Raw genomic sequence first — 21390 nt, forward strand, 5'->3', positions numbered from 1 at the left:
TTCTCAACGCGGTCGATACTGGAATCGACCACGAGGTCTGGTCCATTGATTTCCATTGTACTTGCGGCTGATAAAGATGATTGCGGCGATAATGCCGAGAAGAACGACCACTCCCAGTCCACCCAGTGCATAGCTCAGCCCATTATTGGATTCTTCGGTTCCGGCTGCTTCGAGCGTGGTGGAGTCAACTGGTTGTGGTGTGGTTTCAGCAGTGGCGTCCGCGGCACCACCACCTAATGCTGCGAATACTGGGGGATCGACTTCTTCTCCGGCGGCTGCGTTCGCGAGTTCGTACTCGAGGGTGAGAAGCTGATCTTCCGCGGAGACATCTTCGGTTTCGTTGAAGGGGGCATAGGTGACTGCGAGGTAGTGGGTGCCGCCTAGCCACGCTGATTCAAGCCCAGTGCTGGACAAGTTGCCGTGGCTAATGGGCGCTTTGTAGGCGAAGGGGTCGAATGTCTCTGAGACTCGCGCAGAAGGATAACGATTCGTGAGGGGCACGCTCGCGCGACCAGGGTTGAAAGCGTCGAGAACTAAAGCATCTCCCAAGGCAGAGTTACCCTGTTCCTCGGCTTGGTTGAGAGTTGCCCGAATGCCTCCCTGGAGCATTTGCCCGTAACCGATGGGAACGGAATAAAAGTGCGTTTCACCAGGAACAATATTCGTGGTCACGTTCTGCCCTGCAAGATCTAAAGGAGTCGCATCAATAAACCACGTGCCAGGGGTGATTGGTTCTGCTTCCTCCTCTGCACTTACTGGCGTGCCAAGTTCTGTCTCTTGGGCGGCAGGAGTAACAGTTGATTGATCGACTTCGCCGAAACGTCGAATGGTGATCTCGCTTAACAAGTCGGCCCCGTCGCGGTAGTCTCCCCGTCGTTCAATCTCAAGGATTACTTCGGAGGTATCGCAATTAGGGGTGCCGATTTTCTCCGAAACTAGGGATACGCTTTGAATTCCGCGGAAGTTATTCTCACCGAGGCTGTCGATGTAAGTGCTGCAGCGGTTGCCAGACGGTGTTTGCGAGTCTGCATTTTCGTGTAGTCGTGGCGTGAGATAGAGGGTTCCTGGATCGTAGGTGACTACCGTGGGCTCAACGACTGTGTTCGAAGCGATGGAAAGGGATTCTCCTTTTTCTACAGGGATCCGCCAGTAGAGAGACGTGCCACCGGAACCCGAATCGTGAGGATCTGCAGCAGGCGGAATCTTCGTGCTGAATTCAGAGACGTTCCGCGGGACCTCCGGCGCAGCATCGATGGCTTCACTACCTTGGATGTCTTGTACCGCGGAGTCATATGCGACGTACTGGCGAGTCGTGGCCCGCTTCAAGGCATCAATGAGTGAGTCAGCATCAGACGCATCAGCGTAGATGCCACCACCTGATTCGGCGATGCACTCAAGTTCACTGCGGGCTTGCAGGTCAACATTGAAGCCGATGGCGTTGATGACCAGATTCACACCGGAATCCGACAGGTCGGTGGCAACTTCGCAGATATCCGGTGGGGTGCAATTTGCTAGCCCGTCGGAGACCAGCACGATGTTGTCGCCTTCGGGAAGCTCGTCTGCCGAATCAATGAGGGCTTTGCCGATCGGGGTGAAGCCACCTGGTTCGAGTGCAGCAATGGCGGTGGTCAATTCTTCCGAGTTGCCGCGTTCTGGTCCGCGTACGACAGAAACGTCCTGGCAGCCACGTTCGTAAGCGGCCATGTCTTCGCTGGTGTTGCCACCGTAGTAGGTGAATCCGAGGTCCGTGGAATCGGAGATGTCCTCAATCAGTGTCGTGGCTGCTTGTTTGGCCGCGTCAATGCGGGTTTGTCCACCTGCATCGTTTTCACTCATTCAGCCTGAGTTATCCAACACAACCATGGTGGGAGCGCCTTGCGCGTCGGGCCGCTCCGAATCTTGCCCGCTCAACTGAAGCATGGGGTGAATTCCCGGGCAGTTTTTGTAGGGAAAGTAGTAGTTCCTACGGTGCCATAGTTGAGAAATTATGCATTTTGGGGCGGGAAATCGTTACAGTTTTGATACTCGATGTGGTTAAACCCGCCCGCCCGGAAAATTAAGAAACCACCGGCACCGCGCGAGCGTGGGAGATCATCTCCTCCCACTCGACGATCTTCTTGCGCTCGCGGCCGTAGATCTCGCAGCCCTCGCCGGCGGCGCGCTCGGCACCGTCGAGGCGGTACCAACCCTCCCAGGTGGTGTAGGGAATCTCGCGGGACTCCAGTAGTTCGATGATCGCGCCGGGATCTTCATGCTTGCGTGGGGTGAGGCGGCCGGCCAGGGCATCGTCGATAAGCATGTCCGTTGTTTCTTTGGCATCGGACTTGGTGTTGCCGATCAGGCCGATCGGGCCGCGCTTGATCCAACCCGTGGCATAGAGTCCGTCGGCGCCGGTCACGTGGCCGCCGTCGTTCGGGATGACATTCTTGTCGAAGTCGAAGGGGACACCCGCGACCGGCTCGGAGCGGTAGCCGATGGCGTGGTAGACAGCCTGGACTGGCCACTCGGTGAACTTGCCGGTGCCCACGACATTGCCCTCGCCGTCGTATTCCTGGCGTTCAGTCTTCAGGCCAACAACCTGGCCGTTGTCCGTGAGCACCTCGACGGGCTCCTCGAAGAAGTGAATGTGCAGGTTGTGGGGTGCGTCCTTGGGCTCGCGGATGGCGTACTGCTCGATGACCTGGCAGTTGAGGTCGGTGGACTTGTTGGAACGGCGCGCCTCGACGGACTGATCGTCGTAGTCGATGTCTTCGGGGTCGACGACGACGTTGATGGTGTCGGAAAGGTCGAGCTCCTTGAGTTCCTTCGGCGTGAACTTTGCCTGCGCGGGGCCGCGGCGGCCGAACATATGGACCTCCTCGGCCTGGTTCTTTGCCAGGGAGTCGTAGACGTTGTCGGGGATCTCGGTGACCAGGAGTTCGTCGCCGGTCTTGGCCAGGATGCGCGCGATGTCAAGGCCGACGTTGCCTACGCCGATGACAGCGACCTGACGAGCCGAGAGATCCCAGTCGCGGTCAAAGCGAGGGTTGCCGTCGTAGAAACCGACGAATTCGCCGGCACCGATGGAGTGCTCGCCGCCGGGGATGGTCAGGGCCTTATCGCGCACGGCGCCGGTAGAGATGACGATGGCGTCGTAGTATTCGCGCAGCTCATCGATGGTGATGTCACGACCGACGGTGGTGTTGCCGATCAGGCGCAGGCGGGGCTTGTCCAACACATTGTGAAGGCTCTTGACAATGCCCTTGATGCGCGGGTGGTCAGGGGCAACGCCGTAGCGGATGAGGCCGAAGGGGGCGGGCATCTGCTCGAAAAGGTCAACGTAGATGTCGTGTTCTTCGTGGCGGATCAGAAGATCTGAAGCATAAATACCAGCGGGGCCGGCTCCAATAACTGCAACGCGCAAACTCATGTGGGCGTCCTTTCGGTATGAAGGGGAAACAATTGCTAGACAACTTGGTCTAAATTAATAGCATTGATTCTAGAGAATGCAAAGTATTTGCCCTGGATTAAATTCATTCCATTAGGTGAAGATGTATTACATTCATGCATGTAAGCCCAGTTCAAAGTACGTAAATAGCTATGAATATTTTTAGACCTATTGCACTAGACCGATTTGTACGGTTAGTGTTCTGCAAGAACCTTCCGGGTTGGAAGAAAAATAGACCAAGCAGTTCATAACACGTCCAAAACTGTGGTGCTTGAGCACCGAACCCCAAGCATCGCTAAGGAGCCTGAGATGACAGCCCCTACCACCACTACGAAGAAGCCACGCGCGAAGAAGCCAGAAGGCCAGTGGAAGATCGACGGCGACTCACCGCTGAACCACGAAGAGATTGTGAAGCAGGAAGAACCCATGCTGCAGGTCAAGCAGCGTGTGATCGACATTTACTCCAAGCAGGGCTTCGACTCGATCCCGGCAGATGATCTGGCGCCTCGCTTCAAGTGGATCGGAATGTACACCCAGCGCAAGCAGAACCTGGGTGGCGAGCACACAGGTAAGGACAACTCGGAGCTCCAAGACCGCTACTTCATGATGCGCATCCGTTTCGACGGCGGCCGCGTGACCACTGAGCAGGCCCGCGCGGTGGGCGAGATCTCGCGCGACTGGGCACGTTCCACCATTGACTTGACGGACCGTCAGAACATCCAGATGCACTGGGTGGAAATCGAAAACGTCCCAGCGATCTGGGACAAGTTAGATTCTGTCGGCCTGAACACCCTTGATGGCTGCGGCGACGTACCTCGCGTGATCCTAGGCTCGCCGGTGGCCGGCGTTGCCAAGGACGAGATCATCGATGCCACCCCGGCGATCGAAAAGATCAAGTCCGAGTACCTCTTGCGCGACGAGAACCAGAACCTGCCACGTAAGTTCAAGACGGCGATCTCAGGTAACTCCCGCCAGGACGTCACCCACGAGATCCAGGATGTCGCCTTCCAGGGCGTTGTCCACCCCGAGCTCGGCCCGGGCTTCCAGGTGTATGTCGGCGGTGGCCTGTCCACCAACCCGATGTTGGCACAGTCCCTCGGCGTCTTCGTCACCCTCGACGAGGTGCCCGAGGTGTGGAACTCGGTCGTGGGAATCTTCCGCGATTATGGTTTCCGTCGCCTGCGTAACCGCGCGCGCCTGAAGTTCTTGGTTGCCCAGTGGGGTGTGGAGAAGTTCCGCCAGATCCTCGAGGACGAATACTTGGGCTACAAACTGCCCGACGGCCCGGACCCAGAACGCAACCCGATCGCGCGCGACCATATCGGTCTGCACGAGCAAAACGACGGCAACTATTACTTAGGTGTAAAACCAACTCTTGGCCACCTGTCCGGCGAGCAGCTGATCGCAGTGGCAGACCTGGCAGAGTCCCATGGTCTGACCCGTCTGCGCTTCACCCCGTTCAAGGAATTGCTCTTCCTGGACATCCCAGAAGATAAGGTCACCCCGCTGACCAACGACCTGCGCAAGATGGGCCTGTTCTCCCAGCCGTCCGAGTTCCGCCGCGGCCTGTTGTCGTGCACTGGCCTGGAGTACTGCAAGTTGGCACACGTGACCACGAAGTCGCGCGCCATTGAACTTGCAGACGAGCTCGAGGAGCAGTTCGGCGACCTGGATTCCCCGATCACGATCGCGCTCAATGGTTGCCCGAACGCATGTGCGCGCACCCAGGTGGCAGACATCGGACTGAAGGGACAGACCGTCACCGACGAGGATGGCAACCGAGTTGAAGGCTTCCAGGTCCACCTCGGGGGCACCCTCGGCGAGGGCGCAAACTTCGGCCGCAAGATTCGTGGACACAAGGTGCTCTCTTCCGAGCTGACTCCATATGTCACCCGCGTGGTGAAGAACTACACAGAAAAGCGCAACGAAGGCGAGCTCTTCGGTGAGTGGCTGCTGCGCGCTGACGAAGAGGATATTAAGTGAGTTTTCGCAGGGAGCCGAACCCAAACCGGAATCATCCCACCCACTGTCCCTATTGCGCGGGTGAGGATCTCTACCCAAATGAACTCTCAGATTTCGCATGGAAATGCCATGAATGTCTACGGATTTTCGAAGTGAAATTTTATGGGCAAGATGCCCCCGAACAGGCACCGGCACCTGCGAAATCCACCGAACAGGCTTACCAAGAATCATTGGCCAAGCACGGATACACTGAAGTCTTACGAAAGGAGAGGCACAATGACCAGCGTTAATTTGCTCGGCGGTTCAGCGAACTACCGGGATCCGGAGATCAGTCCGGAAGGTCAGAAGAACACCGCGCCGCTGAGTAGCGAGACAGCAAGGATCAACGAGGAACTCGTCGATAAGTACGCAGAAAAGCTTTACGACGAGACCGCCGAGAACATTTTGGACTGGGCGAACACCCACGCTCCGGGGGATTTGGCAGTAACACTGAGCATGGAAAACACCGTGCTCGCGGAGCTGGCGAAGGACCACCTGCCCCGCGCCGATTTCCTCTTTTTGGATACTGGCTACCACTTTAAAGAGACCATCGAGGTGGCAGACCAGGTCGAGGCGAGGTACCCAGAGCAGCAACTGGTGCGCGCCCTACCAATTCTCAGCAGGCAGGAACAAGACCAGACATACGGGTTGAACCTGTACGCGAAGAATTCCACGGCGTGCTGCCGGATGCGCAAGGTGGAGCCGTTGGCTGTCAGCTTGTCACCCTACGTCGGTTGGATTACAGGTCTGCGTCGCGCCGATGGTCCAACCCGTGCCCAGGCACCGGCGTTGAGCTTGGATCAGACCGGGCGGTTGAAAATTTCCCCGATTATTACCTGGTCGCTCGAAGATACGGAGCGTTTCATCGAGGACAATGACCTGATTATTCACCCGCTGACCAAGCAGGGTTACCCCTCGATTGGGTGCGAAACTTGCACCTTGCCAGTCGCTGAAGGCGAAGATCCCCGTGCCGGCCGTTGGGCGGGCCAGAACAAGACAGAATGTGGGTTGCACTCATAATGACCACTCAAACAACTACGGCATTGTCGCCGCACTTGAAGGACTTGGAAAACGAGTCGATTCATATCCTGCGCGAGGTAGCAGGACAGTTCGACAAGATCGGTTTGCTGTTCTCCAGCGGCAAGGATTCCTGTGTCGTTTTAGAGCTCGCACGTCGCGCATTCGCACCGGCCGCAATGCCGATCGAGCTGCTGCACGTTGACACCGGCCACAACTTCCCGGAGGTCATCGAGTTCCGCGATCGCCTCGTCGAGGAGACCGGCGTTCGCCTGCGCATCGCACACGTCCAGGACTGGATCGACCGCGGTGACCTGCAGGAACGCCCCGACGGCACCCGCAACCCGCTGCAGACAGTCCCACTCGTGGAGACCATCGCCGAGGCTGGCTACGATGCCGTGCTCGGCGGTGCGCGTCGCGACGAAGAACGCGCCCGTGCCAAGGAACGCGTCTTCTCCGTGCGCGACTCCTTTGGTGGTTGGGATCCGCGCCGTCAGCGCCCAGAGCTGTGGAACCTGTACAACGGCGAGAAGCTGCCGGGCGAGAACATCCGCGTCTTCCCCATCTCCAACTGGACCGAGGCAGATGTGTGGGAGTACATCGGCGCACGCAACATCGCATTGCCGGAGATCTACTTTGCCCACGAGCGCGAGGTATTCAACCGCGACGGCATGTGGCTCACCGCAGGTGAGTGGGGCGGCCCAAAGGATGGCGAGGACATCGTCGTCAAGCAAGTGCGTTACCGCACCGTCGGCGACATGAGCTGCACCGGCGCCGTCGAGTCCGACGCCACCACCATCGATGCGGTGTTGGCGGAGATCGCTACCTCAACGTTGACCGAGCGCGGCGCAACGCGTGCCGACGATCGCCTGTCCGAATCCGCCATGGAAGACCGTAAGAAGGAGGGCTACTTCTGATGAGCGCCCCGACAATCACCCAGACCGCAACAGATGTGATCTCGCATCGCCAAACGCTGCGCCTGTGCACCGCTGGCTCCGTCGACGACGGCAAGTCCACCTTCGTGGGTCGCCTGCTGCACGACACCAAGTCCGTACTAGCCGACCAGCTGGCGTCCGTGGAGCAGACCTCCGCCGACCGCGGCTTCGAGGGCCTGGACCTTTCTTTGCTGGTGGACGGCCTGCGCGCCGAGCGCGAGCAGGGCATCACCATCGACGTCGCGTACCGCTACTTCGCCACCGACAAGCGCACCTTCATCCTGGCTGATACCCCAGGTCACGTGCAGTACACACGCAATACCGTCACGGGCATGTCTACTTCCCAGGTCGTCGTGCTCTTGATCGATGCGCGCCACGGCGTGGTCGAGCAGACCGTGCGCCACCTCAACGTGGCAGCACTCCTCGGAGTGAAAACAGTCATCCTTGCGGTGAACAAGATCGACTTGGTGGATTACTCCGAGGATGTCTTTAATACCATCCGCGACCAGTTCCTAGCCAAGGCAAATGCGCTGGAGATCAGTGATCCACACGTTGTGCCAATTTCCGCCCTCAAGGGCGACAACGTGGTGGAACGCTCCACCCACATGAATTGGTACACGGGTCCTACTGTCCTTGAGCTGCTGGAAGAGATTCCGGTCAACTCCGGTCGTGCGCTCGAGCTGGATTTCCGTTTCCCTATCCAGTACGTACTGCGTGAGCACGCTAGCGACTACCGGGCTTACGCAGGCTCCGTTACGGCCGGTTCGATCCGCGTCGGCGACGAGGTCACCGCGCCCGAGGGCCGCACCACCACCGTCACGCATATCGACACCGCCGACGGCGAGGTCGAAGAGGCACGCGCCGGCGATGCGGTGGCACTTCGGCTTGCCGACGACATCGATCTGGTGCGCGGTGATCTTCTGGCAGCGAGTTCGCGCCCAGAGCCAGTCCGCGAGTTCTACGGCACCGTGGTTGGGCTTACCGAAAAGAAGGTCGCGCCGGGCCAGGCTGTAAAGGTCCGCTACGGCACCTCACTTGTCCGCGGGCGCGTCGCTTCTGTAGATCGCATCGTTGATATCGACGGTGAAAATCCAGTCTCGGAGCCAGAAAACTTCGGCCTCAACGACATTGCTCACGTCACCATCATGGTGGCCAATGACCTGCCTGTTGAGGATTATGCGGCCCGAGGAGCGGTAGGAAACTTCCTGCTCATCGATCAATCATCGGGTAATACCCTGGCCGCGGGCCTCGTCGGCACGCGACTGGGCTAAACCACCAAACAACCGTTACCACGTACACATTGAGGACCACCATGACTGCGTTAATCACACTGTCACACGGCTCCCGCCACCCAGAGGCGGAAGTTGGTGTGCGTGCTATCACTCGGGCAGCCGCACGCAGCCTTGATGTGGAAGCGGTTGAATCCCATTTGGATTTCAGCACGCCGACGCTCAGCCAGGCCGCTGCGATCCTCGCAGCACAAGGACACGATGAAGCTGTCGTCGTACCGCTGCTTTTCACCGACGCCTACCACGCCAAGGTCGACGTGCCTGCGGCATTAGCCGAGGCGGCCGAGGAATCTGGGATGGACCTCTACCTAGCGGAGACGCTGGGCCAGGGCAAAGACATGGCTGAGATTCTGGCCAGGCGGGTGAGCCTTGATGCACCTCAAGAGGCCACGATTGTGCTGTACCCAGTAGGGACCTCAGACGAGGCAGCGGCACAAGGTACTGAGTCTTTGGCTGCAGATTTGGCCGAGCTTTCAGGACACGATGTCTTTGTTGTTCCGGCAACCGGAAAAGGGGAGGGGCGCGGCCTAGAAGGTCTGCGCGCTATCGCGGCGAACACTTCGCGAATGCATGTGCTCCCACTTTTTGTCACCCACGGCACGCTACTTGATGCCGTCGTGGACAAATTCAGCACAGTTCAAGACGAGACCGGCGTGGTGCTGACTCATTCGGCACCACTCCTTCAAGATCTAGTCCCCATTGTTGCCCAGCGTTACCGCGAACTTGCCGGAAGCCTGGTCGGAGCAGAAAAGACAGCATAAACATGAAAACTCTCATCCTCATCGCGATTGCGGGCTTAGCGGCACAGCTTGTCGACGGTGGCCTGGGCATGGGCTTCGGTGTCACATCGACCACCATCTTGATCGCGCTGGCAGGCCTAGGTCCTGCGCAAGCCTCGGCAGTGGTGCACGCCGCGGAACTAGGAACCACCTTCGTCTCCGGGGTCAGTCACTGGCGATTCGGCAACGTTGATTGGAAAGTAGTTGCTGCTATCGGCATCCCCGGTGGTATCGGTGCCTTCGCAGGTGCGACTGTCTTAGCGAATATGTCCACCGAGGCCGCGCGCCCGATCATGTCCGCGATCCTGGTCGTCATTGGTATTAATCTCATGCTGCGCTTTTCCCGCGGAATCACGCAGCGCAAGGTTGACGCCAAGCCGCACTCGAAGAGATTCCTCGGCGGACTAGGCCTTGTTGGCGGATTCGTGGATGCCACCGGTGGCGGTGGGTGGGGTCCCGTGACCACATCGACACTGTTGGCAGCGGGCCGTAGTGAACCACGCCGCATCGTCGGTACCGTCAATACCGCAGAGTTTATTGTCACCGCGGCCGCGACGGCTGGCTTCGTTCTTGGCCTGTGGGACGACCTAGTCTCCAACCTTGCTGCCGTGATTGCCTTGCTCATCGGTGGTGTGATTGCCGCACCGATCGCAGCCTGGCTGGTGACTCGCATGAACCCGATCCTGCTGGGCAGTGTCGTGGGCACCCTGATCGTGTTGCTGAATATTCCGACGGTGCTTGAACCACTCGGCGTGACCCACCTGTGGATCATCCAGCTGGTTGTCCTGGCCATTGGTGCTGGCTTGTCCGTTCTCGGCGTAAAACGCGCACGGCAGAACTCGAAGGCCGCTTCCGAGGCCGAGCAACGCTCCGGTGATGTTGTCGATGAGTCCGATCCAGTAGATTCGAAGGAAGAAGTCTTACGCATAGAAAGTAAGTAGATGTGATCACGTTTTTGCTCATCGCCCTGGCGGGTTTCGCTGCGCAACTTGTTGACGGCGGCCTGGGCATGGGCTTTGGCATCACGTCGACAACCATTCTGATTGCGCTCGCGGGCCTTGGCCCGGCGCAGGCGGTGGCAGCCGTCAACGCTGCACAACTGGGAACGACGCTCGCGTCGGGAATCAGCCACTGGCGTTTTGGAAACGTGAATTGGCACCACACAATCATGCTGGGGATACCCGGCATGATTTTGTCGTTTATCGGTGCGACTGTGCTCTCCAACCTCCCAGTCGAGGCTGCACGCCCACTGACGGGCATTATCTTGATGGCATTGGGCCTCCACCTTGTCATCCGCTTCTCGCGGGGCAGAGCGCCGAAGGAGACCGTTTCAGACGCACCCACGTCGAAGCCCGTGCTCTTCGGTTTAGGCGCCGTGGGTGGATTCTTATCGTCTACTGGAGGCGGTGGCTGGGGACCGGTGACTGTCTCCGCGTTGATGACGCTGGGAAGGTCTGAACCACGTAAAATCGTTGGAACCGTGTCTGCGGCCGAGTTCTTAGTCTCCGTTGGTGGCACCGCAGGCTTCGTGGTGAGCATGTGGGATCAGCTCGTAGACAATGTGATGATAATCTTGGCGCTCCTTATCGGAGGTGTGATTGCGGCGCCGATTGCGGCCTGGGCGGTCTCTCGATTGAACCCATTTTTGTTGGGCGGGTTCGTGGGGACAATACTGATTGTGCTCAACCTTCCCGCAGTTTTTGGTGGCTTTGGATGGTCGGAGACCACGATGTGGGTGCTTCGAGTGGTCATCATGGGGGTTGGGTTCTCTATTGCTTTAATTGGCGCCCGTCGCGCGCAGAAAACGTCTGGACCACAGGAAACGGACGATCATGTAACGGAACGAGTGCACACTTCAGGCTCCTAATTTGGGGGCATAGGAGAAATTTATAAGGAAAAAAATTCCATAAAGCATTTGCGATTGAGGTTTTGGGGACCTAGCATGGGTCTCGCATTGTTCATCAACCTGAAAGGCAATCATCATGATCGATATCCTCACCGCAGTTTTCGGCCAGCTCCTCTCCATCGTTGAGACCGTCCTGACCTACCCACTGGCTCAGCTTTCCGAGCTGTCCTCCAACGTCCTCTAATCTGATCTAAATCAGAAGAGACTTTTAATGGTGCCCCACCGCTTCGGCGGTGGGGCACCTTCCATGTTTTCCCTGCTCGATGGGGTATAAAAAAATATTTCATAAATTTGGTAACGAATGATTTCTGGGGCCGATATCTAAAGTGATGCAGTTGCTGGGGCTCGCCCCGTGGTGGCGGTAAGTAATTTAAAAGTTGCGCAACCGACGCAGAACTGTTATCGTTTGTTCATACATTGTTTATCTACCTGAAGGGCATTCATCATGCTTGAAATCATCGGCGACGTATTCGGCCAGCTCCTCTCCATCGTTGGGACCGTTCTGACCTACCCACTGCAGCAGCTCTCCCTGCTGTCCTCCAACGTCCTCTAATCTGATTTAAATCAGAAGAGACTTTCGGGTGCCCTACCGCTTTTGCGGTGGGGCACTTTTGTGTGTTAATCAAAAATTAGGCAGAATGTCAGCTATTTGTTATTTGAATCACTAAACGTGTCAAATGTTCAATTTTAATTGCTTTCACAAAGAAAATAGTTAGAGTTAACTGTGTTATTAAGAATTCTTTGAAGGGAAAATTATGGATATCATCACTGACGTAGTCCAGGCTGTACTCGATGCAATCGTGGACCTCGTGAACGTTCCACTCGAGCTGCTCAACGCCCTTTCCTCTGCGTTTGATTTCGACAGCTCCTCTGTTGACCTCGTTCCAGCTTCTACCGTTGAGGGTTCTTCCGAAGCATAATTCGGCCCTTTAAACTTCCCCGTAGCTTCGGCTGCGGGGAAGTTTTGTGTCTTGTAGGTAAATCCAGCTAGATCAATTCCAACAGAGGGGCAAGAATGATTGCAGACGTATTAGGTGAATTTGTTTGGGGCTCCGAGGTGCTAGTGGGGTCACTCTGGAATATCATCACCATTCCATTTGGTATCGGCGTTGGCCTGGCGGATTTAGGCTATTACCCGTCTTCCGCTTTTAGCTCTGTACTGGGCTCCTCCTGGGATGTCGCGAGTTCCCTGATGGGCTCCTCTGCTGAGTAATTCGGACTTCTTAGATGTCTCACAGCCTCGGCTGTGGGGCATTTTTGTGTCCTAAGAAAGAATTCAGTCACTTTTAAGATTGAGGAAACTTTTTATCCTAGAAACCTTTATCTGCGATAAGTACAATGCTATAATTTTGTTGTCTACATCACACTAGGAAAGGCAAGAATCATGTTGGCAATCATTGGCGGCGTGGTGACCGTCCTGCTGTACACGCTCGGTGCTATCCTCACCTTCCCGCTACACGTGCTAGGGGCGCTATCGTCCGTCATCCTCTAACCCCTCCATCCACCGCACCCCACTGAAACTAGTTACAACCAGTGGGGTGCCTTCTTGCGCCGGGCGGCGAAGGGCCATAATAAGAGGCATGTCATTGCTGATCGTCTCCGCCGTTCCCGCCGAGGCCGCCGTCATCCGAGCCACCACCTCTTACGAAGTGCTAGTCACCGGAGTAGGTACGGTGCCAGCTGCGATCGCCGTGACACGCAGACTCGCGGTAGGTCCACTGCCTGAGCGTGTCATTAACGTGGGCACCGCAGGCTCGCTTGTCGACGACCATTGGGGAACCTTTGAGATCGAGGCCGTGACCAAACATGACTTCTCGGCAAAAGAAGTGCCAGGTATCAGTGAGCACGTGTATCCAAAGTGGTTGGATCTGGAGACAAGCGGAAAGCTCCCCGTGACACGTCTGGCCACAGGCGACACGTTTGTCAAGGATTCGCAGCTGCGGTCGTCGTTAAGCAAAGAAGCCCACCTCGTTGACATGGAGGGATATGCCGTCGTCGCTGCCGCGCAGACCTTTGGTGTGCCGGTCACGCTGCTGAAGAATGTCTCCGACCCGGCAGATGAGACCGCGGGCGGCTTGTGGGCAAACGCACTTGAGCGCGCCGCCCACGACCTAGCCGACGCGCTCGCTGTGATTGTTTAAAGGCTACTTCGCAAATTCCTCGATGAGGGCGGCATTGAACGCCTCAAGGTCGGCCGGGGTGCGTGAGGAGACGAGGCCATTATCAACATGGACTTCCTCGTCGACCCAGGTGGCTCCGGCGTTAGTCAGATCAGTCTTGAGGGAACGATAGGACGTCAGCGTGCGCCCCTGCAGGACATCCGCGTCGGTGAGGATCCACCCGCCGTGGCAAATAACGGCGGTGGGTTTGCCGGCAGCGAAGATGCCTCGAACGAAATCTACAGCGGCGTCATCCATACGGATGCGGTCCGCGTTTGCGGTGCCTCCTGGCAAAAGGAGGGCATCGAAATCAGCTGGGTTCGCCTCGGCGGTGGTCAGGTCGACGGATTCCTCGGTGTCGTTCTTACCGCGAATGGTGCCTGTTTCGGTGGAGATGATTTTCACTTCAGCGCCGACCTCTTTGGCCGCTTCGACGGGGCTGGCAAGCTCGGAGTCCTCGAATCCATTGGTAGCTATGACCGCGATTGTCTTACCGATGAGATGTGCCATTTCCTAGCTCCTATTCTTGACTCCTGAAAGAAAAGAAAGGTGGGAGTCATTTCTGACCCCCACCCTAAACCTTCTGACCCAAAAATGCTTGCCAAGTTGTTGCCTAGTTTTTGTTCGCTTCCGCGGCGTCCCCGCCCTCGCGCAACTTCTTCAAGCTGGTTGCGCCGTAGGGCTGTTCGGTGTCGGAATCTGACTGCCTCCGGGCCATCTTTCTCAAATGATCACGTATGGCTTCGAAAGTCTCGCGCGAGGACATCGTTTCGCCCTGCTGGGTGGAAATCTGAATGTCGTCGGCGGTGATCTCACCGGAGCGCAAGGAGACCATCTCGGCGTGGTAGCGGAACCATACGGCGAAGATCGCGGCAACCGGGACGGCGAGGAAGGCACCCACGATGCCAAATAGGGTTGAGCCGACGGTGACAGAAAGCAGGACCACTGCGGCGTGCAGGCCCATCGCGCGGGACTGCAGAACCGGCTGCAAGATATTGCCCTCGATCTGCTGGACCGCGATGATCAAAATGAGCACAATCACCGCCGTGGTGAAGCCCTGCGAGACCAGCGCGATGATCACGGCGAGCGCGCCGGCGGTGAATGCACCGACAATGGGGATAAAGCCCGCGAAGAACGTGATCACGGCCAGAGCGAACGCCAGCGGGATGTTCAGCAGGACCAGTCCCAGGCCGATAAAGAAGGCATCGACGAAGGAGACAAGCGCCTGAGTGCGAATGAAGCCCGCGAGCGTGTTCCAGGAACGCATCGACACTTCGGTGATGTGGAAGCCGGCCTTTGCACCAGCGTAGCGACGCACCCACGGCAAGAACTTATCCCCGTCCTTCAGGAAGAAGAACACCAAAACCAGCATCAACACGATGGTCAGCACGACGCTGGAGGCGATGGACACACCGCTCATCACGCCCGAGGCAATGTTGGATGCCTGGTTGGTGACAAAGTTCTGCACTTCCTGCAGCACCGAGTCGAATTGCGTGGTGTCAATCCCCAGCGGTCCCTGTTCTAACCACCGCAGGATCTGGTCAATGCCGGCCTGGGCTTGAGTCCACAGGTCCTGGGCCTGGGTCCGAATCGTCGGCGCCATAGCCGCGAAGATGGCAAAAATGATACCGAAAAACGCCACAATAACTAACAGGGAGGCCAGCGCGGACGGCACCTTCTTATTGCGCAGCCAGCGCACCGGCGGCCACAGCACCGTGGCGAAAATCAGGGCCAAGATCGCGGGCAGAATACCGACCCAGATATAGCCCAAGCCCTGCCACAATAGGTATGCGGCTACCGCCACGATGATGAAGCGCAGTGCCCACCCAGCGAGTGTACGTGCGTCGGAGGCGATGATCGACGAGCGATCCACCACCTCTCCAGACAGCTCAACTGCCGCGTCAGCTGGGGTAACCTGCGAAGCTGTCTCCTCGCGTTTGCCCTCAACCGCCGCTGTCAGCGAGTCGTTTAAGTCTTCGTTCTTATTCACACTTCCTTATCATGCCAGAGTTTGGCCAGCGTAACGACGCAAGATGGTTCAAAATAGAACTCATGCAGGTCACCGCCATAACAACGATTGCTCCCTCCAACGAACGGTTTTCTGAGAACCTGCCGGGGACAGTAGCAGCGCTGATCAATTCACTCGCTGATGCAGGACTGCCTGTGACCGGCGCAGATGTCACTAGTGCCCATGCGTTAGCCCGCCTGGTAACTCGTGCTGCGGCGGTGTATCAGTTTTACCGCGACGAGGCCTATAAACCCGTCCACCTCGTCGAATTTTCCGACCTCGCGGATCAAGGACCCACGGTTTTTCAGATCGGCAACGGTCCGCTGCGCAATATTGATGGCGAAAACTTGCAAGCCCCGAGAATGGAGATCAAGGTCCCCGTGGCGATCGACGCGGTGCGGCGCAGGCAATCGTCGATAAGCGAGCTCGAAGCGCGCGGATACGATGTCGATGCCTCCGTGCCGCCGGTGCTCGGCATTGCCGAGGCGCAGCTGCGACCCGCGGACGAGCTGCGCGCAATGATGCGGACGCAATCGCTCGTGGGGCACATCGCTGGTCTCGTCCTGGCCGGCGAGACCCCCGAAACTGATGACCTGGTCAGTATTGGGCGCGAGCTAATGTCACCACGCGAAAGGGATTTCCTTCGCGAGGTGGGCTCGATGATGGCGCCGGGTGCGCGGTTTAGCGTGTCAAGCTCGCTTTACGACGAGGCGCTGGTCCATCTCACCGCCACGGCAGCCGCGGAGGCGCTTGCCTGGGTGATCGGGAGAATCTCGGTGCCGGGGACGAGGCTGAATGCTGTCGAACTGGAACCAGTTGCTTGGCGGATCACCACGCTGCGCTCCGGGGATGGGCAGGTGAAAAGCGTGGATGAATGTGTTTCTGCGCTGGATGTGGCGCATTTATTGCATCATTCCCAGCCGGGCTGGCTCGACGAGGAAGGGCAACGCATTGCACGTGGATGGAATCGCGCGCTGGGCTGGGCGCTGTGGCCTGCGGGGCAGTGGGGTCAAACTGAACGGGTGATTTAGGGCATTCTGGGCGCGTACTGAGACTCACATTGAGTCCACAGGTAGATAAATTTATGGCTCTGACCTGCCTAAAAAATTAAAGTTGAGTGGGGTTGGAATAACTTTGGGTGGGTTGCGTTATAAGAGTTGAGTGCTTCATGCTCAAGGTTGCGAACACGGTGTGTTAGAGTGTTCTCAGAAGTTGAGTAGAAGCCGATCAACTTAAGAATGAACATCATCTTTAATAGGAGGAATCACATATGGGACGCGCAGTAGGCATTGACTTGGGTACCACCAACTCGGTCGTATCTGTTCTTGAAGGCGGTGAGCCAGTAGTTATCGCAAACTCGGAGGGCTCCCGCACCACCCCATCCGTTGTTGCATTCGCAAAGAACGGCGAAGTCCTGGTTGGCCAGTCGGCAAAGAACCAGGCAGTTACCAACGTTGACCGCACCATCCGCTCCGTCAAGCGCCACATGGGCACTGACTGGAACGTCGAGATCGACGACAAGAAGTACACCGCACAGGAAATCTCCGCTCGTACGCTGATGAAGCTGAAGCGCGACGCTGAGTCTTACCTGGGCGACGAAGTTACTGATGCAGTTATTACCGTTCCTGCTTACTTCGAGGACGCACAGCGTCAGGCAACGAAGGAAGCTGGCCAGATCGCAGGCCTGAACGTTCTGCGTATTGTCAACGAGCCAACCGCAGCAGCTCTTGCTTACGGCCTGGAGAAGGCTGACAAGGATCAGACCATTCTCGTGTTCGACCTTGGTGGCGGCACCTTCGACGTGTCCCTGCTGGAAATCGGCGACGGCGTTGTTGAGGTTCTTGCAACCGCTGGCGATAACGAGCTCGGCGGCGATGACTGGGATCAGCGCGTCGTTGACTGGCTGGTAGAGAAGTTCAAGTCTGCCAATGGCATTGACCTGACCAAGGACAAGATGGCACTTCAGCGCCTGCGTGAGGCAGCTGAGAAGGCAAAGATTGAGCTCTCCTCTTCGCAGTCGGCATCCATCAACCTGCCTTACATCACCGTTGACTCTGAGAAGAACCCACTGTTCCTGGATGAGACCCTGTCTCGCACCGAGTTCCAGAAGATCACCTCTGACCTGCTGGATCGCACCAAGGCTCCATTCAACCAGGTAGTCAAGGACGCGGGCCTTTCCGTCTCCGAGATTGACCACGTTGTCATGGTCGGCGGTTCGACCCGTATGCCAGCTGTGACCGATGCTGTTAAGGAACTCACCGGTGGCAAGGAGCCAAACAAGGGCGTGAACCCTGACGAGGTTGTTGCAGTCGGCGCTGCTCTGCAGGCTGGCGTTCTGCGCGGCGAGGTCAAGGATGTGCTCCTGCTCGACGTCACCCCACTGTCGCTTGGTATTGAGACCAAGGGTGGTGTGATGACCAAGCTGATCGAGCGCAACACCACCATTCCAACCAAGCGTTCCGAGACCTTCACCACCGCTGAAGACAGCCAGCCTTCGGTCCAGATCCAGGTCTTCCAGGGCGAGCGCGAAATGGCTTCTGCTAACACCCTGCTCGGTTCCTTCGAGCTCGGCGGCATCGCACCTGCACCTCGTGGCGTGCCACAGATTGAGGTCACCTTCGACATCGACGCAAACGGTATCGTTTCCGTTTCCGCGAAGGACAAGGGCACCGGCAAGGAAAACACCATCACCATTCAGGATGGTTCCAAGCTGTCGCAGGAAGACATTGACCGCATGGTCAAGGACGCAGAGGAGCACGCTGAAGAAGACAAGAAGCGTCGCGAGGAGCAGGAAACCCGCAACAACGCGGAATCCATGGCCTACCAGACCCGCAAGTTCATGGACGAGAACTCCGACAAGGTCTCCGAAGATGTTAAGGCTAAGGTCACCGCTGCAGCAGACAAGGTCGATGAAGCGCTCAAGGGCGACGATCTTGAGGCTATCAAGTCCGCAGTAGAGGAGCTCTCCACCGAATCCCAGGAGATGGGCAAGGCAATCTACGAGGCTGAGGCCAACACCGGCGCAACCCAGGCAGACGGTGCTCCAGAAGGCGATGACAATGTTGTTGACGCTGAAGTTGTCGAAGACGACGAAGCTGACAACGCTGGCAACGCTGACAAGGACCAGGACAACAAGTAATCGCATGTGACACCCCGTTAATTGCTCTGAATTGACGGGGATGTCGCCTGATTAAAGGAAAGGCAAGGTGAAGCCCCATGGCTTCAAATTCAATGCCGAACGATCCTGGCAATCCTGAAAATACCGATCCGGAAAACATCAGCCCTAACCAGGCTGAACAGGAAGCCCAGGACGCGGCGGAAGCACAAGCAGATGCACGCGCGGATGCTGTCGAGGATGCCGCAGCTGAAGGCGAAGGTGTCCCTTCTGACATCGACCCGGAACTAGAAGCTGAGATCGACGAGGCACTCGCTGGTGTTGAGGCTGAATCGCAGGCCGAGTCCCAGGACAAGAGCCTCGAGGACGAGTTGGCAGAGCGCACCGAGGACCTTCAACGCCTCAGCGCTGAATACGCTAACTACCGGCGTCGCACCGAGCGCGAGCGTTCCGCAACCATCGAGAATGCAAAGGCAAGTCTGGTCACCCAGCTGCTGCCGCTGCTCGATGACTTGGACCTCGCTCGCCAGCACGGCGATCTGGAAGATGGCCCGCTGAAGTCCTTCGCAGACAAGTTCAACGGAGTGCTCGACGGACAGAAAGTGACGTCTTTCGGCGCAGAGGGCGATGCCTTCGACCCTGAGATCCACGAAGCTGTCCAGGATCTTTCCACCGGCGAGGAAAAGGTTGTCGGTACCGTGCTCCGCAAGGGCTACCGCCTGGGGGATCGCCTCGTGCGAAACGCCATGGTGCTCATTGCGGATCCAGCTGGTCCGGCCGAAGGTTCCGCGCAGACTGACTCGGAAGCGTAGCTCGAGGTTTCTAAATTAATGGCCGGGGAAGTGAAGCGGGTATGACGCTTCATCCCGGCCATTTTGGCTCACAGGGCAGGACCGCAGCCTGCGCATAATAGATATAACTTCATCACTTTAGTAATTTTTAGATAAAAGTAATTAGAAAAATATTTACGTACTTAGAAATCAGAAAGGAGGGGATGGCCCGTGGCTATGAATCGTGAATGGGCAGATAAGGACTATTACGCGGACTTGGGTGTCTCCTCGTCTGCGTCGGCAGATGAAATTAAAAAGGCTTATCGTAAACTCGCACGTGAGAACCACCCGGATCAGAACCCGGGCGACAAGAAGGCGGAGGACCGCTTTAAGAAAGTCGCAGAGGCATATGACGTCCTCGGCGACGAGGCTAGTCGCAAAGAATACGATCAGCTGAAGTCCATGATTGGCTCTGGAGGGTTCCCACGCTTCGGAGGGGGCGGAGGTGCCGGATCTCCCGGTGGGTTTCGCGAAACGTCGACAGAGTACGACTTCTCAGACATCTTCGGAGACGGATCCAGTGGAGGATTTTCTTCGGACGGCGGTTTTGGTGACATCTTCGGCGGCCTCTTTAATCGTAGCGGCGGTACTAGCAGGTCAGCTCGGCCGACGCGGGGGTCGGACGTCGAAACGGAAATTACGCTAGATTTCCGCGAGGCGGCTCAGGGAACCACCATTCCTTTGGAACTCTCGGGTGAGGCGCCATGTACCACCTGTCATGGATCCGGATCCCGCTCAGGTAAAACAACCACGTGTAGCGTGTGCTCCGGCTCGGGGTTTGTCAGCGAACAAAAGGGCGCCTTTGGGATGTCCCGCCCATGTACCAACTGTGGTGGAACGGGCCAAGTCATCGAAGACCCATGCCCAACATGTTCTGGTCGTGGCACGGTGCATCGCACTCGCTCCATTACCGTGCGCATCCCCGCAGGTGTTATCGATGGTCAGAAAGTCCGCCTTGCAGGCCAAGGCGAGGCGGGGCCGAACGGAACTCCAGCCGGCGATTTATTCGTCCACGTCCACGTGCGCTCAGACAAGGTATTCACCCGCTCGGGCGACGACCTGGAAGTCACAGTTCCCGTGTCCTATCACGAGCTCGTTCTCGGCGGGACCGTCACGGTCCCTACTTTGGACAAGCACGTCAAGGTGAAAATCCCAGCTGGGACACCGAACGGCAGGACGCTACGGGTTCGCGGACGCGGCGTGCCAAAGCAATCGGGTCAGGCCGGCGACTTGCTCGTCACCGTTGACGTGCAGATTCCCAAGGATCTAGATCCTGCTGCCACCAGTGCGCTGCGCACCTATGCCCAAGCAGAGAAGGACTCTGGCTATAACCCACGTCGTGGGTGGGCCGGAGCTAACTAGGCAGGCGGGAGGTGAAGTAGACATGGCTGATTCGAAAGATAAAGAAGAGTATTACGTCATCTCTGTTGCGGCAGAGCTGACCGGGATGCATGCACAAACCCTTCGGACATACGACAGGCTGGGCCTAGTCACCCCGGTTCGGACTGCCGGTGGTGGACGACGCTACTCGCGTCGAGACATTAAATTGTTGCGCACCGTCCAACGCTTGTCGCAAGAAGAAGGCGTTAATCTCGCCGGAATTAAAACCATTATCGAGCTTTCCAGCGAGATAGAGGATCTGCAGCACCGACTGTCGGATGTCGAGGAAGAAAATCAGGAGCTCCGCGGAAAACTCACGCGGGGATACCGCCCAAGTGCGGAACTGGTTCACGTCCCCCGCTCGACGGCGGTGACGATGTGGACGCCACGGCGTCGTCGTCAAGCAAATTAGCAGAACAGCACCACCACCGTGTGGTGCTGTTTTTCTTGTGAAGGTTGCTGATTACCCCCTTAACAAAATATTTATGAGGCCCAAACCATATCCGACTTACTATGTAATGTAGCTCACTAGAAACTCTGGTGA

General features: G+C 57.4%; 20 protein-coding genes. 16 read left to right on the forward strand and 4 right to left on the reverse strand.

Features of this window, described 5'->3' with window-relative positions:
- Positions 1-3: 3 nt before the first annotated feature.
- A complete protein-coding gene (locus A37O_RS15630; RefSeq protein WP_018295981.1) occupies positions 4-1836 on the reverse strand; it encodes a vWA domain-containing protein in 1833 nt (610 codons plus the stop codon).
- Positions 1837-2056: 220 nt separating this feature from the next.
- A complete protein-coding gene (locus tag A37O_RS0102835; protein WP_018295982.1) occupies positions 2057-3409 on the reverse strand; it encodes an FAD-dependent oxidoreductase in 1353 nt (450 codons plus the stop codon).
- A gap of 327 nt (positions 3410-3736) precedes the next feature.
- On the opposite strand from A37O_RS0102835, the gene A37O_RS0102840 reads away from it, so the two are divergent.
- The 11 genes from A37O_RS0102840 to A37O_RS0102900 all read left to right on the forward strand — a co-directional run bounded on the left by A37O_RS0102840 (position 3737) and on the right by A37O_RS0102900 (position 13495).
- Positions 3737-5410: a nitrite/sulfite reductase gene (locus A37O_RS0102840; protein ID WP_018295983.1), complete on the forward strand. Its 1674-nt coding sequence runs from the start codon at positions 3737-3739 to the stop codon at positions 5408-5410.
- On the forward strand, positions 5407-5679 hold the full coding sequence (locus A37O_RS16765) for a hypothetical protein (protein WP_083912570.1): 273 nt from the start codon (positions 5407-5409) through the stop codon (positions 5677-5679). Before A37O_RS0102840 ends, A37O_RS16765 begins: the two co-directional genes overlap by 4 nt.
- Positions 5666-6448 (forward strand): phosphoadenylyl-sulfate reductase, encoded by a 783-nt coding sequence (locus tag A37O_RS0102845; RefSeq protein ID WP_018295984.1) that lies wholly within the window; start codon positions 5666-5668, stop codon positions 6446-6448. The genes A37O_RS16765 and A37O_RS0102845 overlap by 14 nt, the downstream gene beginning before the upstream one ends.
- Entirely contained in the window at positions 6448-7362 is a 915-nt protein-coding gene (gene cysD / locus A37O_RS0102850) for a sulfate adenylyltransferase subunit CysD (protein WP_018295985.1), read from the forward strand. Before A37O_RS0102845 ends, cysD begins: the two co-directional genes overlap by 1 nt.
- Entirely contained in the window at positions 7362-8651 is a 1290-nt protein-coding gene (locus tag A37O_RS0102855; RefSeq protein WP_018295986.1) for a sulfate adenylyltransferase subunit 1, read from the forward strand. Before cysD ends, A37O_RS0102855 begins: the two co-directional genes overlap by 1 nt.
- 41 nt (positions 8652-8692) lie before the next feature.
- The gene (locus A37O_RS0102860) at positions 8693-9430 is read left to right on the forward strand and encodes a sirohydrochlorin chelatase (protein WP_018295987.1); all 738 of its coding nucleotides are present in this window, start codon (positions 8693-8695) and stop codon (positions 9428-9430) included.
- A gap of 2 nt (positions 9431-9432) precedes the next feature.
- Positions 9433-10389 (forward strand): sulfite exporter TauE/SafE family protein, encoded by a 957-nt coding sequence (locus A37O_RS0102865; protein ID WP_018295988.1) that lies wholly within the window; start codon positions 9433-9435, stop codon positions 10387-10389.
- Positions 10390-10391: 2 nt separating this feature from the next.
- Positions 10392-11315, forward strand: a complete 924-nt coding sequence (locus A37O_RS0102870) for a sulfite exporter TauE/SafE family protein (protein ID WP_018295989.1) — start codon at positions 10392-10394, stop codon at positions 11313-11315.
- A gap of 794 nt (positions 11316-12109) precedes the next feature.
- Complete coding sequence (locus tag A37O_RS16390; RefSeq protein WP_018295992.1) at positions 12110-12274, forward strand: hypothetical protein; 165 nt, start codon at positions 12110-12112, stop codon at positions 12272-12274.
- Positions 12275-12369: 95 nt separating this feature from the next.
- Positions 12370-12567 carry a hypothetical protein gene (locus A37O_RS0102890; protein ID WP_018295993.1) on the forward strand — a complete coding sequence of 66 codons (198 nt, stop codon included), beginning with the start codon at positions 12370-12372 and terminating at the stop codon, positions 12565-12567.
- Between the two features lie 367 nt (positions 12568-12934).
- Positions 12935-13495, forward strand: coding sequence for a nucleosidase (locus A37O_RS0102900; protein WP_018295995.1), 561 nt, complete (start codon positions 12935-12937; stop codon positions 13493-13495).
- A 3-nt stretch (positions 13496-13498) separates the two neighbouring features.
- Here the strand turns inward: A37O_RS0102900 and A37O_RS0102905 are convergent, their stop codons facing one another.
- Positions 13499-14023 (reverse strand): type 1 glutamine amidotransferase domain-containing protein, encoded by a 525-nt coding sequence (locus A37O_RS0102905; protein WP_018295996.1) that lies wholly within the window; start codon positions 14021-14023, stop codon positions 13499-13501.
- Between the two features lie 103 nt (positions 14024-14126).
- Positions 14127-15503: an AI-2E family transporter gene (locus A37O_RS14505; RefSeq protein WP_018295997.1), complete on the reverse strand. Its 1377-nt coding sequence runs from the start codon at positions 15501-15503 to the stop codon at positions 14127-14129.
- An 11-nt stretch (positions 15504-15514) separates the two neighbouring features.
- On the opposite strand from A37O_RS14505, the gene A37O_RS0102915 reads away from it, so the two are divergent.
- The 5 genes from A37O_RS0102915 (at position 15515) to A37O_RS16015 (ending at position 21258) form a co-directional block, all read left to right on the forward strand.
- Positions 15515-16552 carry a DUF4272 domain-containing protein gene (locus tag A37O_RS0102915; protein WP_156802475.1) on the forward strand — a complete coding sequence of 346 codons (1038 nt, stop codon included), beginning with the start codon at positions 15515-15517 and terminating at the stop codon, positions 16550-16552.
- Between the two features lie 239 nt (positions 16553-16791).
- A complete protein-coding gene (gene dnaK, locus A37O_RS0102920; protein ID WP_018295999.1) occupies positions 16792-18660 on the forward strand; it encodes a molecular chaperone DnaK in 1869 nt (622 codons plus the stop codon).
- 77 nt (positions 18661-18737) lie between these two features.
- Entirely contained in the window at positions 18738-19448 is a 711-nt protein-coding gene (grpE, locus tag A37O_RS0102925; protein ID WP_033377702.1) for a nucleotide exchange factor GrpE, read from the forward strand.
- Between the two features lie 189 nt (positions 19449-19637).
- Positions 19638-20828 (forward strand): molecular chaperone DnaJ, encoded by a 1191-nt coding sequence (dnaJ, locus tag A37O_RS0102930; protein ID WP_026196082.1) that lies wholly within the window; start codon positions 19638-19640, stop codon positions 20826-20828.
- A gap of 22 nt (positions 20829-20850) precedes the next feature.
- Positions 20851-21258 (forward strand): heat shock protein transcriptional repressor HspR, encoded by a 408-nt coding sequence (locus A37O_RS16015; RefSeq protein WP_026196083.1) that lies wholly within the window; start codon positions 20851-20853, stop codon positions 21256-21258.
- The last annotated feature ends 132 nt before the right edge of the window (positions 21259-21390 follow it).

This window comes from Corynebacterium lubricantis DSM 45231 (genome assembly GCF_000379425.1).
Lineage (GTDB): Bacteria > Actinomycetota > Actinomycetes > Mycobacteriales > Mycobacteriaceae > Corynebacterium > Corynebacterium lubricantis.

Excerpts from the sequence above, each read along its gene's own strand:
- A37O_RS15630 (WP_018295981.1), bottom strand. The coding sequence starts at position 1,836 with ATGAGTGAAAACGATGCAGGTGGACAAACCCGCATTGACGCGGCCAAA.
- A37O_RS0102835 (WP_018295982.1), bottom strand. The coding sequence starts at position 3,409 with ATGAGTTTGCGCGTTGCAGTTATTGGAGCCGGCCCCGCTGGTATTTAT.
- A37O_RS0102840 (WP_018295983.1), top strand. The coding sequence starts at position 3,737 with ATGACAGCCCCTACCACCACTACGAAGAAGCCACGCGCGAAGAAGCCA.
- A37O_RS0102845 (WP_018295984.1), top strand. The coding sequence starts at position 5,666 with ATGACCAGCGTTAATTTGCTCGGCGGTTCAGCGAACTACCGGGATCCG.
- cysD (WP_018295985.1), top strand. The coding sequence starts at position 6,448 with ATGACCACTCAAACAACTACGGCATTGTCGCCGCACTTGAAGGACTTG.
- A37O_RS0102855 (WP_018295986.1), top strand. The coding sequence starts at position 7,362 with ATGAGCGCCCCGACAATCACCCAGACCGCAACAGATGTGATCTCGCAT.
- A37O_RS0102860 (WP_018295987.1), top strand. The coding sequence starts at position 8,693 with ATGACTGCGTTAATCACACTGTCACACGGCTCCCGCCACCCAGAGGCG.
- A37O_RS0102865 (WP_018295988.1), top strand. The coding sequence starts at position 9,433 with ATGAAAACTCTCATCCTCATCGCGATTGCGGGCTTAGCGGCACAGCTT.
- A37O_RS16390 (WP_018295992.1), top strand. The coding sequence starts at position 12,110 with ATGGATATCATCACTGACGTAGTCCAGGCTGTACTCGATGCAATCGTG.
- A37O_RS0102890 (WP_018295993.1), top strand. The coding sequence starts at position 12,370 with ATGATTGCAGACGTATTAGGTGAATTTGTTTGGGGCTCCGAGGTGCTA.
- A37O_RS0102900 (WP_018295995.1), top strand. The coding sequence starts at position 12,935 with ATGTCATTGCTGATCGTCTCCGCCGTTCCCGCCGAGGCCGCCGTCATC.
- A37O_RS0102905 (WP_018295996.1), bottom strand. The coding sequence starts at position 14,023 with ATGGCACATCTCATCGGTAAGACAATCGCGGTCATAGCTACCAATGGA.
- A37O_RS0102915 (WP_156802475.1), top strand. The coding sequence starts at position 15,515 with ATGCCAGAGTTTGGCCAGCGTAACGACGCAAGATGGTTCAAAATAGAA.
- dnaK (WP_018295999.1), top strand. The coding sequence starts at position 16,792 with ATGGGACGCGCAGTAGGCATTGACTTGGGTACCACCAACTCGGTCGTA.
- grpE (WP_033377702.1), top strand. The coding sequence starts at position 18,738 with ATGGCTTCAAATTCAATGCCGAACGATCCTGGCAATCCTGAAAATACC.
- A37O_RS16015 (WP_026196083.1), top strand. The coding sequence starts at position 20,851 with ATGGCTGATTCGAAAGATAAAGAAGAGTATTACGTCATCTCTGTTGCG.